The following is a 17020-nucleotide window of genomic DNA, read 5'->3' on the forward strand; positions in this document are numbered from 1 at the left end:
ATGAGCACCCTGTTGATGGTTATTTTACTCCTCCTCGTCGGAAGCAGTAGCTTTTTTCACTTTAGCTTTGATCTCATCGACTTCCTCTTCGATATCCTCCCGGACATCATCCATTTTTTCCTTGAGATCTTCTAGTGCCTCTCCGATCTGGCCACCCACCACTTTGGCGATGGCTTTGAACGTATCGACGGCATCCTCCACTACTTCGCCCATGGTGCTGCCGACGGCGTCGATCAGCGAATCATCCGCTTCGTCATCAGTCGTTTCGGATGCAGCCTCGGATGTATCGGCTTCCGGAGTTTCAGGAGTTTCCGGAACAGCCTTCTTAGCGGCGAGCGCTTCGGCGGCTTTTTCCAGCTTTTCATCATCCTCGCTTCTGGCCTCGGCGGCCTCCTTGATCTCCTCGGCAATCTTCTCCTGGGCTTTGCGTTTGGCCTCTTCGATCTTCTCCTGTTCTTTGCGTTTTTCCTCTTTGGCCTGGGCTGCTTCCATGCGCTTCTCCAGTTCAGCCTTGGTGCGTTCCATTTCCATGAACTTATCCTGCTTGGAGCGGATCCGTTCTTCGATCATGACGATCTTCGCCTGGCGGATCTGTGCTTCCAGCTGCCCGTCCGTAGTGGCGATCCGGCGGTTTTGGAACTGCAGTTCCTCTTCGTCCCGGCTGATGGACCGCTTCATTTTGCTCATGGCGGCCAGCAGCCCGTCGTAACGTCTTTTGATGCGGTCTACGGGAGATTTATCGTCCCCGCCGGAAGAACCGAAGCGGTTTTCCTTCACCGTTTTGAAAGCTGCATCGATCCGGTCCCAGACTTTCGACCGGTGTTCGCGCGTAAAGTCGGCCTTTTTGAATTTGCGTTGCAGGTCTTTCAGTTCGTCAAAGATATTCTGAAAGCGTAAGCCGTCACTGATCTTTTGTTCGATCTCGCCGAGGCGATCCATGAAACGATCCAGATTGGCTTTGGATTTTTCTTTATACTGTTCGTCCAGTTTGGCCCGCAGTTCTTTCATCCGGCCAAACAGTTCATTGGTCTTATTGCGAAGATTGTTGGCGTGATCCCGGAAGAGGTTCCGTTCTCTGACCTGTGCCTGTACTTTATCCCAGAAGTCTTTTAAATTGTTCCAGATCTCATCGTCAAAGGTATCCAGACGTTCGATCCGGTCTTTGATCTCGGCCAGTTCCGAATGGTAAGCGTCACTGAGCTTGGCAGAAAGCACTACAAAATGCCATTCGGCCTGAGCGCGTTGTACCAGATCGCCGCGTTCTACTTTCAGGTCATCCGGCAGGATACTGTCTGTGATCGTTAATTCGCTCTCGGTTTTGGTATAATTCCCTTCCGGAAATTCTACCGGTTGCCCCACGCGCCATTCATTCATCATTTGCTGGTAGAAGGCTTCGGTGCCCACCGATTCCGGGAATTCGTAAATATTCACCTTATTCTCTCTCGGTAGTAGTTCCAAGGCTACCAATACACGTTCCTCCTGTGCGTTAGTTCCCCAAAGTACAAGCTTGGTCTTCATAAATCTTCGTTACTAAAAGTTCTTATTAATTGATCTTCCAAGTCCAGAGTAGCTCTGCATTTTGGCCATGCAGCCTCCAAAAATAAAAAATTGAGGGTAATACCGGCAACTTTTCCCTCCAATTTCCTGATTTAGCTGGAATTAGCGGAAAAATTTACCCGATCCGGGCGGGCGGGGTTCGGGTACCGGTACCGGCATCCGAATCCTGCCTCGCAGTAAACAGACAGCAAAAAGCTGTCTTTATTTCAGGACCGCTTCTCCCACCAGCTTGTTAGCCATGAGGTATTCAGCGATCTGTACGGCGTTTGTAGCAGCTCCTTTACGGAGGTTATCGGCTACGATCCACAGGTTCAGACCGTTTTCGATAGATTCATCCCGACGGATGCGACCTACAAAAACTTCGTCCTTATCCTTGGCGTAGCGCGGCATGGGATATTTGTTGTTAGCCGGATCGTCGGTAACGACCATTCCTTCGGCTTCTTCCAGAATTTCCCGTACTTCTTCGATGGTGAAGGGTTTGTGAAATTCCACGTTTACCGATTCGGAATGACCACCGTGCACCGGTACCCGTACGGCCGTAGCGGTGATCGCCAGGCTCTGATCCTCCAGGATCTTCCGGGTTTCGTGAACCAGTTTCATTTCCTCTTTGGTATAATCGTTATCCAGGAAGACGTCGCAGTGAGGCAGGCAGTTCTCAAAAATGGGATAGTGATACGCCATTTCTTCCTGCTTGGTCTCAAAGCCCTTGCTTTCCAGATTATATTGTTTAACCGCCTGCATGCCCGTTCCGGTAAAGGACTGGTAAGTGGAAATAACCAGTCGTTTGATCCCAAAGGCGCGATGCAACGGAGCCAGTGCCACGACCATCTGGATGGTGGAGCAGTTGGGGTTGGCGATGATCTTGTCCTCTGCGGTCAGACTGTCGGCGTTCACTTCGGGAACGATCAGTTTTTTATTCGGGTCCATTCTCCAGGCCGAAGAATTGTCGATAACGGTCGTACCGACAGCCGCGAATTTGGGCGCCCATTCCAGGGAAGTGCTGCCACCGGCAGAAAAGATAGCAATATCGGGTTGAGCGGCTACCGCCTCTTCCATCCCGATTATGGAATAGCTTTCACCTCTGAAGGTAACTTTCTTGCCAACGGAGCGCGCGGATGCTACAGGTAAAAATTCGTCAATGGGAAACTGGCGTTCCTCCAAAACACGGCACATTACCGTACCTACCAGACCAGTTACCCCTACAACGGCAACTTTCATAATTTTTTTTTTAGCAGCGGGTAGCCCCGCCGGGTATTAAGTTTTGATTAACTCGGATTTATTCCGGGGGGCAAAGATACGGTCATAAAGCCTTTATTGCTATTTTTGGACGTATGAAAGCCTTACTTTTTTTAATAATTCTCGGGCTAAGTACCCCTATTTGCGCTCAATTTCTCCGAAAAGATTTCTCGGACCCGGATCTCAGCGGGTGGCAGGGCGACCTGGAAAAGTTTGCGGTGATCGACGGGCAATTGCAATTATCCGACCCCGATCCCGGAAGCAGCAACCGGGCCTATCTAAGTATTCCGGCCATGACCGGCACCGAAGAAACGACCATTTGGGAAACCTGGATCAGACTGGACTTTGCGCCTTCCGGCAGCAATTACGCCCTCGTCTATCTCAGTGCTTCCGGGGCTGATCTCACGAGCAACGTTTCGGGTTATTACCTCAGGATCGGCGGTATCTCCGGCAGTGAAGACGCCATCGAGTTGTACCGGCAGGACGGCAATGCCTCTGAATTACTGCTCAGCGCTACCGCCGGTGCGGTGGGAAGCGAGCCCGTACTGGCCCGCATTCAGGTGACCCGGTCCGAGACCGGTCTCTGGCAACTGGCGGTGGATTACGACGGAAACGAGAATTACCAGATCGAAGGGGAAGTCACGGACAATACCTACCCGGTTGGCCATTTTTTCGGCTACGTCTGTGTGTATTCGGCTACCCGCTCGGAGGCTTTTCATTTTGATGATCTTTTGGTTGATCCGCTGGTCGAAGATCTATTACCTCCCGAACTGATCGGGGCTTTCCCGCTCGACCGGCAGACGGTGGAAGTCCGGTTCAGCGAAATAGTCAGCGACGATACCGCCCTGAATACCGCTAATTTTTCCCTATCCGGCGGTTTGGGAAATCCGGCGTCGGTAGAAAGATCGGCGGAAGATCCGACCATTCTCTTGCTTAGCTGGATTCAAAATTTTGCCAATCAAACCAACTACACCCTGACGGTAATGGGAGTGGCCGATACCAACGGAAATATAGCCGGGGAACAGACTTCCGAATTTTTCTACCTGGAATTATCTCCCCCGGAACCCGGTGATCTGATCATCACCGAATTCATGGCCGATCCCTCCCCTCCCCGCGCATTGCCCAACGCGGAATACATTGAGCTGTTTAACGCCAGCGATAAAGTTTTGCAGCTGGAAGGGGTGGGTATCTCTACCGGCAGTACGCCGCGCCGTCTCCCCGATTATCCCCTTTACCCCAACACCTACGTCGCCATCTGTGATCACGATGATTCGGCGGAACTGGCGGCATTTGGCCCCACGCTCAGCATTGAGAGTTTTCCGGCCCTCACCAACGGCGGAGATCAGGTAAGCCTCACGGATCAGGACAACGGAATTCTGCAGGAGCTGAGTTATGATCTCAGCTGGTACCGGGATAGTGAAAAAGCGGACGGAGGCTGGTCTCTGGAATTGATCGAAACCACGCAGCCGGCGGATTGTCCGGGCAACTGGATCGCTTCCGAAGCGCCGGCCGGAGGTACCCCGGGTCTGGAAAATAGTGTAAATGGCCGGCCACTGGAAACCGACGGGCCGGTTCTGCTTTCTGCCTATGCGGAAAGTGACACGGAAATCCTGCTGCGTTTTGATGAAGCACTGGATCCGGTCACCGCGAACGATCCGATGACCTACGCCATCAACGGAGGCGTAGGTATCAGCGATGCCTTTCTCCAACCCGGCCGACGGGAAATACTGCTCATGCTGGATGCCCCGCTACAAACCGGAAGCATTTACGAGATCAGCGCCGGGGCTGGCCTCACCGATTGCCTGGGCAATTCCAGCACCTCTCCCGTAGTCCGCCGGGTTGGTCTTGCGCAATCGGCAGCACCGGGAGATGTCGTGATCAATGAACTCCTCTTTTTCCCGGAAGTGGGCGGCGAGGATTTTATCGAACTGTACAACCGCTCGGATAAGACGATCAATCTCCGGGACTGGTTCATCAATAACCGGCAGGCCGACGGCAGCGACCGCAATGAAAGCATCGACGGTGACTTGCTCATCTTTCCCGGCGAATATGTTGTCATCACGGAATCCGCGCAAGATATTCTGGATCGGTATACAGTCAATTTTCCCGAACGCCTCCTGGAAAATGACCTGCCCACCATGAGCGACGAAGGACAACTCACCATCCGGAACGAAGCTTTTATAGTGATCGATTCTTTTGCCTACACCGCTGACCTGCATTCTCCTTTGCTCGCAGAAGAACGCGGCGTGAGCCTGGAACGGGTCGATACGGAGGCGCCGACCAACAGCCCGGGTAACTGGCATTCTGCGGCCGGTTCCGCCGGTTTTGCTACCCCGACTTACGAAAACTCCCAGTACCTGCCGGTCCGACCCAGTACCGGTAATATAATTAGTCTGGCCAATAAACGCTTTTCACCAGATGGCGACGGATTTGAGGATCTGCTGTTACTGCAGGTAGCTGCTGACCGCCCGGGTTACCTGGCCACTATCCAGGTCTTCGATGCCAACGGTCGGCTCGTGCGGCGTTTGCTGCGCAATGAGCTCCTCCCGGTAGAGGCCGTCTACAAATGGGACGGCACGCATGCGGACGGACACAAGGCCCGTATCGGAATCTATGTGATTTGGGTGGAACTGGTAAATCCGGACGGCACGGTGGAACGCTGGCAGGAGAGTTGTGTACTGGCGGGGATGTTGGGGAATTGAGCGGGCTGAGAGCCCCTAATTTAGCTTTGCAAAATTTTCGAAATTTTGTAAAGCTGTACTGACCAATCGGGAACTTTAGGATATAGAAAAACGTTGATTTTACTGTGCCTCTCTAGACCTGAAAGCCAATGAACGATCTCTCTGCCATCATCCAATTTTACGAAGAAGAAATAGCCCAGCTGGAAGCCATGATCGCCCAACGGGTCGCCAATGGCGAATTCGATCTGGCCCACCATCATCACCAGGCCCTGCTTACCGCTAAAGATAAACTGGCAAATTTCCGGCAACTCCAGGATCCAAATTACCGACGGAACCAGTTGCTAAGTGAACTGAATAAGTACCACGAAAGGAGCCGGGAAAAACGCAAGCAGGAAATTGACCGGGAATGGCCGGAAAGTGGAGCGGAATTCCTCGACGATCCCCTCTTCGGAGATCTGCTCGCTGATCTATTCGAACAACGTATTCCCGGTTTTACCATTCTGCTATCCGAATACCAGGACAGTCCGCAACTACGATTTGAGAGCCCGGATACAACCGTAAAGATCCGGGTGTACGCGCCCGACGACGAGCGCTATCAAGGCAAACCCACCTGGTACCAGGAGAAATGCTCCGGACTGAAACGCTTTAACTTTATTCAGGATGGTGTGTATTACCTCTTCGAAAAGCGCATTGAGCACCCGGGGCAGGACCTGCTCGAACTGTCCCGGATGCTATCAGCAATTTTTTTCGAATGTTTCGATTTTCTGTTGGTGGAAAAAAGCGCCAAAGTGATCGTTGAATGAGATCCCCCTACTGCTTGACCAACGGCCGTACCAGCTTAGCCGCTCCGGCTTCGATCTGTACCCAATAATTGCCGACACTCTGATCACGAGAGATCCAGAGGAATTGCTGGGTTCCGGCTTCCAGTTTTTTGTTCACCAGTTCGGCAATCTGCGTTCCTTCCGGGCTGATGATACTGACCTTGGTCTCCAGGGTTTCCGGTAAGTCAAAAACGATCTTCACTTCATCCTCAAATGGTGTCGGATAGATCTTCAGGCTGTTGAGGATCTCTTTTTGCAGGAGCAAGAATGCCATATTTTTGGTCGGCAATTCCTTCAGTTTTTCCGGACTGATCTCCGCACATTTCAACTCATTTTCCCGCCAGGAAATTTCCTCCCGCAGGCGGTTGCGTTCTCCGATGACCTCCTTATTGGTCAGGGCCGAAAGTGCGGCTACCATCGGGATGGTGTTGCGACAGGTCTCCAGGTATTCTACCACTACCAGTCCCGGCCGCAGTTCGTAGGCGATCCCCTCCTGCCCAACCGTACGGCGAATTGCCTGCAGATCAGCCGGCGTCCCGTCCAGACCGTGGATCGCGGCAACCTTTGGGTGAGAGATCGTCCCGTACGGAAAACTGTAGACGTTGTACAGATTAAAATCCACACTTCGGACTGCTTGCCCGTCGATGAAATAGTATTGCGTACCGGCAAAATTCACGATCTCTTCCGTTTCCTCACCCTTCCCCAGCAGCTTGTGCAGAGGAGCGTAGGGCTTTCCGCCCGCCCATTCCCCGCCACCAGCTTTACTGCTCAGAACCACAACACCGTTCCTGCCCTTCTGGCCGTAGTGAGCGATCGCCTCCGCGGGTTGCATAAACGATTCGGTTTTCAGTTGATCATTACTGATCTCCCGGTAGGGCTCTGCCGGATCAATGAACTTACCGTCGATGACGAATAAAGGTTCGGGCACCACCGGCCGGTGGGCATTTTGCCCGGTAGCGCGGTCCTCCTGCAGCATGCAGTGTTCCTGCATCATCTCCATGCTGATCCCCTGCATGCCGGCATCGGTTTGAGTCCAGATATCACCCCGTGCTTTCAGGCCGTCCAGGGTAAAGACAAACGTAAGAAAGAACTGGGCATCACAGGGATATTTTGAGAGGACTGCGGTATAGCCGTCCTGCAGTTTCAGTTCGTAACTTTCCAATTCCTTTTCTGCGGGGGTAGCGGAGCCCAATACCAATTGTTTTTCCCGATCGTAGAGTCCAATGACACTCACGCTCTGCATGCTGACTATTTCGTAGTTATTGACCGTTTCTACCTCAAAATTTTTCAGATAACGGCCGTTGAGGGACATGTAGATCGCTTGTCCGGACTTATTGATTCTCCAGCCCCGGACCTCATAGGGCCAGTACGGACGACCACCCGACCAATTACCGGACTTAGTTCGAATGCGGATCAAACCCGATTCCGTCACCATCGAGGCCGGTTTCAGATCCGGCGTTAAAAATGCCTTCGAGGTCACCTCCTTTGGATCGAGCTGAACGACCGCCTCCTCGCGGGAGATCTCCCGACCGTCAATGATAAAGGGGGCACCGTCGGCCGGTTCGATTTCTACCCGCCCGGTTACCGGATCCAGCTGATCACAATTTTCAAAGATATCGCGTACCTGGGCCTCCTTTACCCCTTCCATCAACTGGTAGTTCAAGTTATTTGGCAGCCCCACTTCCTGGAGCGTGTAATAAGCCCGGATGTAGACCTTATTATCGCAGGGATATTTACCGACGACCGCCGAATATCCATCCTTAAAGTTGAGTTGGTAGGTTCGATCGGCAACCTCGCGCGGCGTCGGTTCACCGTAGATCAGTCGCTGGTTCCCGTTATAGAGTCCAATGATGGGAATGCCTGAACCGCCGAACAGGGCGTGTTGATTGGTCTCCACTACTTCACCGTCGCGCAGTACGTGGCCGTTGAAGATCGAATAGGTTTGCTGACCATCGTAATTAACTTTTCTCCAGGCTATACCGTTCAGTAAGGAAAGTCCTTTTCGTTTGCCGAGTTCGTCCCAGCCGGAGGCCCGGCCCATGGGTAGCAAAGTCTCCAGATGATCCCCGTGGTTAACTTCGTACTGGCGGATCTCTGCGGGCCAGTAGGGTCGTCCGCCGGGCCAGTTGCCGGCTTTGGTTTTAATGGTGATCTTGCCCCTTCGATCCTGGGGTACTTTTTGATCGGGTTTCAGCATCGGTGGCGGGCTAAAAGTCAGGCGTTCTATGTCTTCCCGGGCAATTTGGCGGTAGGGAGCATCCAGGGATATTTCCTGGCCGTCCACTACGAAAAGTACCGATCGCTCCACCAGGTTTGGCTGAACGAAAGCCGTTCCCGAATTCATTTCCCGGTAGCGGTTTCCAACCGGAAGGAAGGGAATGGTGGGTGTGATCCCAATGTCCTCCCCTTGCGAGCGGGCTAACCCGTTCAGCTGTAGCAGTTCGTAAAAGGGAGCATCCGCAGGTTCGATCTCCACTTCTGATCCATCCACCAGATAGAGATCATCCATTCCGTCCGGAACATTTGGATAAGTTTCCGGCGGTAAGGTAATGGAGGCTGTTTCGGCGGATGCTGCCGACTCCCCGCCCAGCAACACCGGCAGGGCGGAAAGCCGGTCCAGATCATTATCCGAACCGAAGCGTTCCGGCTGGATCAACCACAAAAAAGGTAAAAGCATACAACCAAGTGCCAGAGAGAGCACGGGTTTTCTCCAATCCAGTACGGCCTGATCCTGGCCGTACAGCCGGAAAACCCTTTGCGAGAAAGCGTCTTTAATTCCTTTGATTGACATCACGAGTTTTGGTTTTGGTTTAAAAGAAAGCGCAGCTAATTGCGTGAGCGTTTGAGCGTATAATTTTCGGGAAGTTTTCCCACGGCGAAGCACCAGATCATCACAGCAGTGTTCGCGGGCTTTGCGGACTTCTCCGGACAGCCACCATACGGCCGGGTGAAAAAAGAAGAGCAGTTCGAGGATCGATTGCAGCCAGTTGACCAGATAGTCCCAGCGCCGGATATGGGCCAGTTCATGGAGGAGGATCGCCTCTACCTGTTCGACGGAAAGCTGGTTGACCAGAGCAAGCGGGAAGAGAATGAGCGGCCGGAGGTGGCCGAAGGTAAGGGGTTCTTCCACCAGCCTGGAAAAATAGATCCGCACCGGTCGTCGAATCCCCATTCGCTGCAACATGTGGTTGAACCGCTGCCCCCAGAATGCGTCCAGAGGTACCAGTCCCCGACGACTGACCCGGTGCATATACCACCAGCTCCCCGCCAGACGCAACCCCATAAAAATGGCTCCCATCCCCCAAAGCAGGACCAGATAAGGCAGATAGTGATCCAAAGAAAAAGCGGATTCCGATAGATCTCCGGTGGAAATGTCCGGGCTTAAGACCGTTTCCGTGAGAGCGGGTTCCGGCAGGGGTAGCTTGTTTGTAACCGCTTCCGGTGAACTTATCGAAATAGTATGCGGCGGCGGAGCCACATGTTCCATCGGGGCGTAACGGTCCGTATAGTAACTGAAAGTGGACACCGCGGCGAGCAGGATCAACAGCATGCCGGCCAGTGCGAGACCGTATCGCCAGTTTGCAGATCTTCTTGAAACAAACAGCCATAACCCTCTGACTACCAGTGCAATTAATGCCGCCTGCCACAAGGCATGAACGAGCATCCAGCCCAGGGCCAGTACGAGCGGGTTATTCTGGAGCGCTTCCATCATTATTCTTCCTCTTTTTGTTGGGCAATCCACTCCTGTAGCTGCTCCAGGTCCGCTTCGTTGATCCGGGATTGTCCCAGAGCGTGCATAAACATTTTCATGGCCGATCCCCGAAAGGCCGTATCAACCAGTCGGTCAAACATGGACCGCTGCACCTCCTGCTCCCGGGCAACGGCTGTGTACAAATGGGTTTTTCCCTCTTTGGTGCGCTGCAGCATGCCTTTGTCAAACATGCGCTGCATCTGCTTGAGGATCGTCGTGTAGCCCACCTCCCGGGTATCGCGCAGTTCTTCGTGTACTTCTTTCACGGTAGCGGGTTGTTTCTCCCAGAGTACCTGCAGAATCTCCAGTTCGGCTTCGGTGTGTTCGTGTATTTGGCCTGGTGGCATTGGTTGATGATTTGATTATTTGATGATGCGGTGGTTGCTGATTACAAATATATACGACGGTCGTCGTAAAATCAAGTTTTTCTACGACTTTCGTCGTAAAAAGATTTATTTGGTTGATTTTGTGCAAAATCTACTTTCCCTGCATCTAACAGTATGAGTGTTTCGTCTGGTCTCAAAAATCCATTTGTCATGAGAAATCTTTGCTTACTGTTTACCCTCTTATCTATTCTGGCCTGCCAGGTTCACCGGCCATTAACTAGCGCGGACACTCCTACCCTGTTGTATCCCGTGATGCAGGACCATGTCTGGGGCTATATCAATACGGCCGGAGCACCGGTGATCAGCCCCCGGTTTCACGCAGCCGGTTATTTCTCCGAAGGATTAGCGCCCGTTCGTTCCGGTGGTTATTACGGTTTCATCGACGCATCCGGCAAGTTCGTGATCCCGCCGGCCTACGATATGGCCTACCCATTTGAGCACGGAAAAGCCCAGGTGTACATCGACGGGCAGGCCCTGATGATCGATACCCGGGGCGAGATCCAGTTCCGGCACGATTTCCGGGATTTTGCCGCCTTTCCGGAATACGACCTTTACGTGGTGCGCAGCGAAAGCGGTAAATACGGGGTACTGGATCAGGAAGGGAAGCTGGTCATTGACACGGCTTATTCCTCGATCAGTCCGTTCGTGGATGGGTTGGCCGTCGTGAATGGTCTCAGGCATCGCCGGGAAGATGAGGATGACAATACCCGGTACGAAGCCGGGGTCATAGATACAAAGGGGAGCATGGTGATCCCTTACGGGAAATTCAGCGAGATCGCCCCTTTTCGGGACGGATTGGCGTCGGTAAGTTTTCTGCGGGAAGGGCCGGACGGACCGGAATATGCAGAGGGACTGATCAATACCCGGGGGCAGCTGGTGATCGAAGAGAACTACAGCGACTGGTCCTTTCTGCACGGAAATCAGCCTTTTTCCGATGGCCTGGCCGTGGTCCGGATCAAAAAGCACGAGCTGGTGCCCGATCATCCACCGCTAACGGAGGATCGGGAATATTACCTGGGCGTTATGGACCAGCGGGGAAAGATCATCTTCAGTGAACCTGAGTGGATTTACATGACCCATTTCCAATACGATCGCGCTTTTGTTCGGGACAGTTCCGATCACTGGTACCTCATGGATCGGTCCGGGCGGGTGCTCAATGCCCTTCCCTATCGCTCCGTACTCGGCCCCGACAGCTACGAACTGGAAGACCACAGTTACTTTTTTACGAACGGTACCGCACTCGTCCAAACGGAGGACTCCCAACTTCTGATCGATACCAACGCCCAGGTGCTCCACCGGGCTGATCAACTGTACGATGGATACCCCCTTAGCAAAACAGGATCCCAGAATATTTTTTGGGACGTAGCGCCCGATATTTATCCGGAGGAATTCTTCTACTATTTCGCTTTCTGGACGGACGGTCACGGTGTTTTGCTCGAATCGGAGATCCAGGATCTCCCCTTTGACCACTTTTCGGAAGGATTGCTAAAGATCCACCAGAACAGTCAGGACTTTTATTATATAGACCGGCGGGGAAACACCGTATGGCGCGCATCGGAATCCGTCCCCCAGCCCGGGCCCTTAAACATCGATTTTATGACACGGGGGCAGTTCTACGCTTCGTCTCCGGCGGATAATAGATTCGACGGCTTCGGTGGCTGGGGCGGTAGAGGGATCAACGATTTTCGGCCGGTTTCCGATTCCATTAAGTTTACCGATCAGGCGCTGAGTATACAGATCAATTCCCGGGACACCCTCCGGGAACGGCCCTACTGGGAACAGGCACTCTATATGGCCAATACTACCCGGGATACCTTCCTGTTCAGTGTGCAGGACAGCCGGCTCTATATGAAAGTCCAGGCAAAAGACCGAAATGGAAAATGGCGCGACCTCGATTACCTGCCCAACAGCTGGTGCGGGAATAGCTACCATACCCTTTTTCTACCCCCCGCCCATTTTTGGGAATTCCGGCTCCCCGTCTACGAAGGAGCCATTAAAACTAAACTCCGGGTCCTGCTCTACAATTACCACCGGAAAACCGACAGCCGCGAAAAGCTGGAATTGCTGAGCCCGGAGATCGAGGCCTATGTCAATCCGGCGCAGTTCTGGCGGAAACAAAGTTACACGCCTACCTCCATTATGGATCCCTATCTGGAGTAGGACGCTGCCGGATCATTCCCGTACTTTTGGAGTGCATTCGCTACTGCCGGACGGAGCGGATGTACTCCTCCCTTTTTAACCGACATCTGGGAAAAATCGGTGAGAAGTAAGCCATTCCGAAATCCGGTTTGGGGCCGCCAAATACCCGCCGACCGCTTGATTTAATTAAATGGAATCTTATCTTGCAGATGCGAAGAAGCAGTGCAAATTGCTTCACCTTTTATATCATCTTCAAGAAGATTCTACATCATGAGGTATCTACTCTTACTTTGTTTCTTACCACTCGGGCTGATGGCCCAGCAATACAATGAGAAAAAACTCAATAACCTGAAGGAAAAAAGTCAGGCCCAGATCGAGCAGGATTTTTCCGGCTACGGCGAAATGGCCCAGCAGATCTGGGATTATGCGGAAGTGGGTTATCAGGAATACAAAAGTTCGGAACTACTCCAGGATAAATTAAAAGCCGCCGGCTTCAGCGTAGAGGCCGGAGTGGCGGACATCCCGACGGCCTTTGTGGCTACCTACGGTAGCGGGAAACCGGTACTCGGTATTCTGGCGGAGTTTGATGCGCTGCCCGGACTTTCCCAGCAGGCCACTCCGGAACCCCTGCAGGATGAAAGCCGCACTTCCGGTCACGGCTGCGGCCACAACCTCTTCGGCGTAGGCTCCGTAGCGGCGGCCGTAGCGGTTAAGGAGCAACTGGCGGCCGGGAATTTCAAAGGGACGGTCAAAGTATATGGCACGCCCGCGGAAGAAGGCGGATCGGGAAAAGTGTACATGGTGCGCGCCGGCCTTTTCGATGACGTGGACGTGGTGCTGCACTGGCACCCCGGCAATGGCAACTCCGCCAATGCCAGCAGCTCGCTGGCCAATACTACGGCTAAGTTCCGCTTCCACGGTATTTCCGCCCACGCTGCCGGTTCGCCCGAGGCGGGCCGCTCGGCCCTGGACGGTGTGGAAGCCATGAACGATATGGCCAATATGATGCGTGAGCACGTACCGATGGAAACCCGCATCCACTATATCATTACCGCCGGCGGTGATGCGCCGAACGTAGTGCCCAATTTCGCCGAGGTCTATTACTACGTTCGTCATCCGGAACCGTCGGAAGTAAAACGCATTTTCGAGCGCCTGGTCAAAACGGCCGAAGGTGCCGCAATGGGCACGGAGACCGAAATGAAATACGAGGTGATGAGTGGGGTCTACAACCTGCTGCCCGTAGAAGTACTGGCCAAAAAAATGTACGATAACCTGAAAATGGTGGGTGGTGTCACCTATACGGAGGAAGAACTGGCTTTCGCCAAAACCCTGCAAACGTCTTTTAACTCCGCCAAGATCCCCGATCCGAAAGATGCGGAAAAGATCCAGGAATTCAATGTAGAGCGCTACCGGCGTGGTGGTGGTTCCACGGATGTGGGAGATGTAAGCTGGGCTGTACCCACGGTGGGCCTGCGTACGGCTACCTACGTACCGGGTACGCCGTCCCACTCCTGGCAGGCGGTGGCCTGTGCGGGCAACAGCATCGGTAAAAAGGGTATGCTGGTAGCCGCCAAAACCCTCACCGGGATGGCGCTGGATCTGCTCAACGACGGACAGCTGATCAAAGACGCCCGGGCGGAATGGCTGAAATTCCGCGGCGAAGATTTCAAATACGAGCCGCTCCTGGGCGACCGGGCTCCGGCTTTGGATTACCGCAACTAAGCTACCTAAGCTCACTGGGCCGTAAAGACCGAAGAATTAGTATATATGGACTTTACGGCCCGGTGAGATACCGGTTTTGCTTTTACTATTGGGTACCACAAACGACCTTTCCCCCGGCCTTTGGTCCTGGAAAATTATTTTCGCTAAATTCCTATTCTCACCCAACCTATTCCCGATCTCCCTGCGTCTTAGCTTTCTGATAATCAATTTTTGGATCATCAAAAAGCCAATACGATGAAGCTCTCCAAATCACTGCTCCAGGCTATTGCCCTGGGCGTTACGATCAGCGCTACTACTACCTCCTGTAGTCTATTCGAGAACTCCGATGTAAAGCCCAACTTACACGATAAAACCTGTGCGGAAGACTGCCAGCTGGATCACCGCAATTCCGAAGGCAGCACCGATTGGTCTAACTGCCCGGGCTGCGGCATGGGATAAGCACGGATATGCCAAAGATCTATTCCTCCATCGCCTGCAATCTGGATAACCATCTGCTGTCGGCCGCCCTGCCGCTTTTTGCGGAGGAATCGGTCGAAGCTATCGAATGGTCGTTCGATACCCTGTACAAGCAACGGAATATTCCCGATTGGTTCATCGAACTGCTCACTGCTTTCGGACAGGAAAATCGGCTCGTGGGGCACGGGGTCTATTTCTCCCTTTTTTCGGGGAAATGGACTCCCGAGCAGGAGGCGTGGTTGCAACAGCTCGAAAAGGTTTCCGGTCATTTCCAGTTTGATCACATCAGCGAGCATTTTGGTTTTATGACCGGTGCGAATTTCCACGCCGGAGCGCCCATCGGCATTCCCTTTACCCGTCGAACGCTGCAGTTGGGACAAGATCGACTACAACGCATTTTCCAGGCCTGCCGCTGTCCGGTGGGTCTGGAAAATCTGGCTTTTGCCTATTCCCTGGATGAGGTAAAGGCACACGGGCAATTTCTCGACGAACTGCTCGAACCGGTCAACGGATTCATCATCCTGGATTTACACAATCTCTACTGCCAACTCCAGAATTTCACCATTCCTTTCGAAGCGCTGCTGGAGCTTTATCCGCTGCACCGGGTACGGGAGATCCATATTTCCGGCGGTAGCTGGGAGGATTCTGCGCTGCATCCCCGGCAAAAGATCCGCCGGGATACCCACGACGATGCCGTACCGGATGAGGTGTTCCAAATGCTGTCCGCGGTAGTGCCCCGCTGTCCGCACCTGAAATTCGTTGTCCTGGAACAATTGGGTATCGGCCTGCATACGCCGGCAAGTCAGGAAGCCTTTCGGGAGGATTTTCGCAAATTGAAACGGACCGTTCAATCACTCTCAACTCCGCCGCCGGAAACCGTTGCCAATGACTTCTTACCGAAAGAGCTGTGCCCACTGGGGCCGGCACCGGAGGATCTTAGCCTCCACCGGCAACAACAACAGCTGTCCCGGATCCTGGAAACGGCCCCCGATCTGTCGGCTGCCCGGGAGGAACTGCAAAGTTCTGATCTCGCCGGTTCGGCCTGGAAAGTAGAAGAATGGGAACCGGCCATGCTGGAAACCGCCATGCAGATCGCCCAGAAGTGGAAGAACGGATTTGCTTAGGCGTTGGCGGATCGTAACGCATATCTGTTCTGATCACCTAGTACTTTCGAGTGATTTTACGCTGAAAAGTGATCCGGCCATCGATATTGTTAGAAGGATGCGCTAATTTGGGAGAAAAAATCTACTGACGCGTATGCCAACTCTTCTTCATACTCCAACTCCCGACCTGGCCCAAAGCCTCGATTTTTACCAGCGATTACAATTCCAGCGGATCCCACATCCCGAAAAGCACTACGTTTCGGACGGTAAATGTCTGATCTACATCAATCCCGACCGCTTCGCCCGGGCGGGACTCCAGCTCCACGGGGACCACTGGCAGGATCTGATCCCCGCTCTGGAAAAACTGACCGCCGTACCCACTACCGATTCCGGTTATTTACTCGGCACCCCGAGTGGTACCCGCGTTTACCTGAACAAAGGAGAACTGGACCTGGAAATGGATCTGGCCGCTATTCCGCCATCCCACCTGGGCAATTTTGCCGGCCTCAGTCTGGAAACCACAGATATGGAACGTTCGGCCAGGCTCTGGGAAGCACTGGGCTTTAAGCTCTTCATGGGATCCGTAGAACAGGGATGGGTCGGTTTTCAGAACGAAGATGAATTTACCGTCAGCCTGATGCAGCCTAATTCCTGCCCTCACCTCTTTTTCAATCCATCGCTTACTTATTTCAACGGTAAGAATAACCCGGCCGTCATCGAAAAGGTGAGGGCCGCGGGTATTACGATCACCGAAGAGATCACCCACTTCAATAAAAACGGCGAGGTGGATAACATCATCATCCGGGATCCCGGTGGCTACGGTTTTTTCCTGTTTAATGATTGATCATTCCGCATCAACAAGAACGGATTCCAATTATGGCTCCTAACAAATGTAGTTTTACCACCTGAGGGTGCGGTAGAAGAATTTAAGGTATTATCGCGATACCGGTCGCCGGTCGCTTAACGCCCGTATGCTTCCGGTACAGATACATAACGATACATGATGGGAAAAGAAGACCGGTCCGTTAATTTAGGGGTAAAATGCGGGAAACAGCTGTTGATCGTGTGGATCGGCAATTTAGGTTTTTCGCAAGCGGAAAGATAGCCGGCACGATAAAGGATGTTTCCGGAAAAACAATTTTTCCTCGTTAATTTCCTACATTGGTCC

General features: G+C 53.0%; 11 protein-coding genes. 7 read left to right on the forward strand and 4 right to left on the reverse strand.

Annotation, left to right across the window (positions count from 1 at the left end; translation table 11 throughout):
* Positions 1-24 precede the first annotated feature (24 nt).
* Together CRP01_RS05915 and CRP01_RS05920 are read right to left on the reverse strand one after the other, a co-directional pair.
* Entirely contained in the window at positions 25-1518 is a 1494-nt protein-coding gene (locus tag CRP01_RS05915) for a hypothetical protein (RefSeq protein ID WP_099149083.1), read from the reverse strand.
* 240 nt (positions 1519-1758) lie between these two features.
* Entirely contained in the window at positions 1759-2775 is a 1017-nt protein-coding gene (locus CRP01_RS05920) for an aspartate-semialdehyde dehydrogenase (RefSeq protein WP_099149084.1), read from the reverse strand.
* A 113-nt stretch (positions 2776-2888) separates the two neighbouring features.
* Between CRP01_RS05920 and CRP01_RS05925 the strand changes: the two genes are divergently transcribed.
* Positions 2889-5495 (forward strand): lamin tail domain-containing protein, encoded by a 2607-nt coding sequence (locus CRP01_RS05925; protein ID WP_099149085.1) that lies wholly within the window; start codon positions 2889-2891, stop codon positions 5493-5495.
* A gap of 128 nt (positions 5496-5623) precedes the next feature.
* Positions 5624-6277, forward strand: a complete 654-nt coding sequence (locus CRP01_RS05930) for a hypothetical protein (protein ID WP_099149086.1) — start codon at positions 5624-5626, stop codon at positions 6275-6277.
* Between the two features lie 7 nt (positions 6278-6284).
* Here the strand turns inward: CRP01_RS05930 and CRP01_RS05935 are convergent, their stop codons facing one another.
* Together CRP01_RS05935 and CRP01_RS05940 are read right to left on the reverse strand one after the other, a co-directional pair.
* Positions 6285-10007 carry a M56 family metallopeptidase gene (locus tag CRP01_RS05935; protein WP_099149087.1) on the reverse strand — a complete coding sequence of 1241 codons (3723 nt, stop codon included), beginning with the start codon at positions 10005-10007 and terminating at the stop codon, positions 6285-6287.
* Positions 10007-10393: a BlaI/MecI/CopY family transcriptional regulator gene (locus CRP01_RS05940; RefSeq protein ID WP_099149088.1), complete on the reverse strand. Its 387-nt coding sequence runs from the start codon at positions 10391-10393 to the stop codon at positions 10007-10009. The genes CRP01_RS05935 and CRP01_RS05940 overlap by 1 nt, the downstream gene beginning before the upstream one ends.
* A gap of 189 nt (positions 10394-10582) precedes the next feature.
* Between CRP01_RS05940 and CRP01_RS05945 the strand changes: the two genes are divergently transcribed.
* The 5 genes from CRP01_RS05945 to CRP01_RS05965 all read left to right on the forward strand — a co-directional run bounded on the left by CRP01_RS05945 (position 10583) and on the right by CRP01_RS05965 (position 16696).
* The gene (locus tag CRP01_RS05945) at positions 10583-12592 is read left to right on the forward strand and encodes a WG repeat-containing protein (RefSeq protein ID WP_170110252.1); all 2010 of its coding nucleotides are present in this window, start codon (positions 10583-10585) and stop codon (positions 12590-12592) included.
* A gap of 249 nt (positions 12593-12841) precedes the next feature.
* Positions 12842-14293 carry an amidohydrolase gene (locus CRP01_RS05950; protein ID WP_099149090.1) on the forward strand — a complete coding sequence of 484 codons (1452 nt, stop codon included), beginning with the start codon at positions 12842-12844 and terminating at the stop codon, positions 14291-14293.
* Positions 14294-14527: 234 nt separating this feature from the next.
* Positions 14528-14731, forward strand: a complete 204-nt coding sequence (locus tag CRP01_RS05955; protein ID WP_099149091.1) for a chryseobasin-related MNIO class RiPP peptide — start codon at positions 14528-14530, stop codon at positions 14729-14731.
* Positions 14732-14739: 8 nt separating this feature from the next.
* A complete protein-coding gene (locus tag CRP01_RS05960) occupies positions 14740-15873 on the forward strand; it encodes a multinuclear nonheme iron-dependent oxidase (RefSeq protein ID WP_099149092.1) in 1134 nt (377 codons plus the stop codon).
* 133 nt (positions 15874-16006) lie between these two features.
* Positions 16007-16696, forward strand: a complete 690-nt coding sequence (locus CRP01_RS05965; protein ID WP_099149093.1) for a VOC family protein — start codon at positions 16007-16009, stop codon at positions 16694-16696.
* Positions 16697-17020 lie beyond the last annotated feature (324 nt).

It is taken from the genome of Flavilitoribacter nigricans DSM 23189 = NBRC 102662 (genome assembly GCF_002646595.1).
Classification (GTDB): domain Bacteria; phylum Bacteroidota; class Bacteroidia; order Chitinophagales; family Saprospiraceae; genus Flavilitoribacter; species Flavilitoribacter nigricans.

Excerpts from the sequence above, each read along its gene's own strand:
- CRP01_RS05915 (WP_099149083.1), bottom strand. The coding sequence starts at position 1,518 with ATGAAGACCAAGCTTGTACTTTGGGGAACTAACGCACAGGAGGAACGT.
- CRP01_RS05920 (WP_099149084.1), bottom strand. The coding sequence starts at position 2,775 with ATGAAAGTTGCCGTTGTAGGGGTAACTGGTCTGGTAGGTACGGTAATG.
- CRP01_RS05925 (WP_099149085.1), top strand. The coding sequence starts at position 2,889 with ATGAAAGCCTTACTTTTTTTAATAATTCTCGGGCTAAGTACCCCTATT.
- CRP01_RS05930 (WP_099149086.1), top strand. The coding sequence starts at position 5,624 with ATGAACGATCTCTCTGCCATCATCCAATTTTACGAAGAAGAAATAGCC.
- CRP01_RS05935 (WP_099149087.1), bottom strand. The coding sequence starts at position 10,007 with ATGATGGAAGCGCTCCAGAATAACCCGCTCGTACTGGCCCTGGGCTGG.
- CRP01_RS05940 (WP_099149088.1), bottom strand. The coding sequence starts at position 10,393 with ATGCCACCAGGCCAAATACACGAACACACCGAAGCCGAACTGGAGATT.
- CRP01_RS05945 (WP_170110252.1), top strand. The coding sequence starts at position 10,583 with ATGAGAAATCTTTGCTTACTGTTTACCCTCTTATCTATTCTGGCCTGC.
- CRP01_RS05950 (WP_099149090.1), top strand. The coding sequence starts at position 12,842 with ATGAGGTATCTACTCTTACTTTGTTTCTTACCACTCGGGCTGATGGCC.
- CRP01_RS05955 (WP_099149091.1), top strand. The coding sequence starts at position 14,528 with ATGAAGCTCTCCAAATCACTGCTCCAGGCTATTGCCCTGGGCGTTACG.
- CRP01_RS05960 (WP_099149092.1), top strand. The coding sequence starts at position 14,740 with ATGCCAAAGATCTATTCCTCCATCGCCTGCAATCTGGATAACCATCTG.
- CRP01_RS05965 (WP_099149093.1), top strand. The coding sequence starts at position 16,007 with ATGCCAACTCTTCTTCATACTCCAACTCCCGACCTGGCCCAAAGCCTC.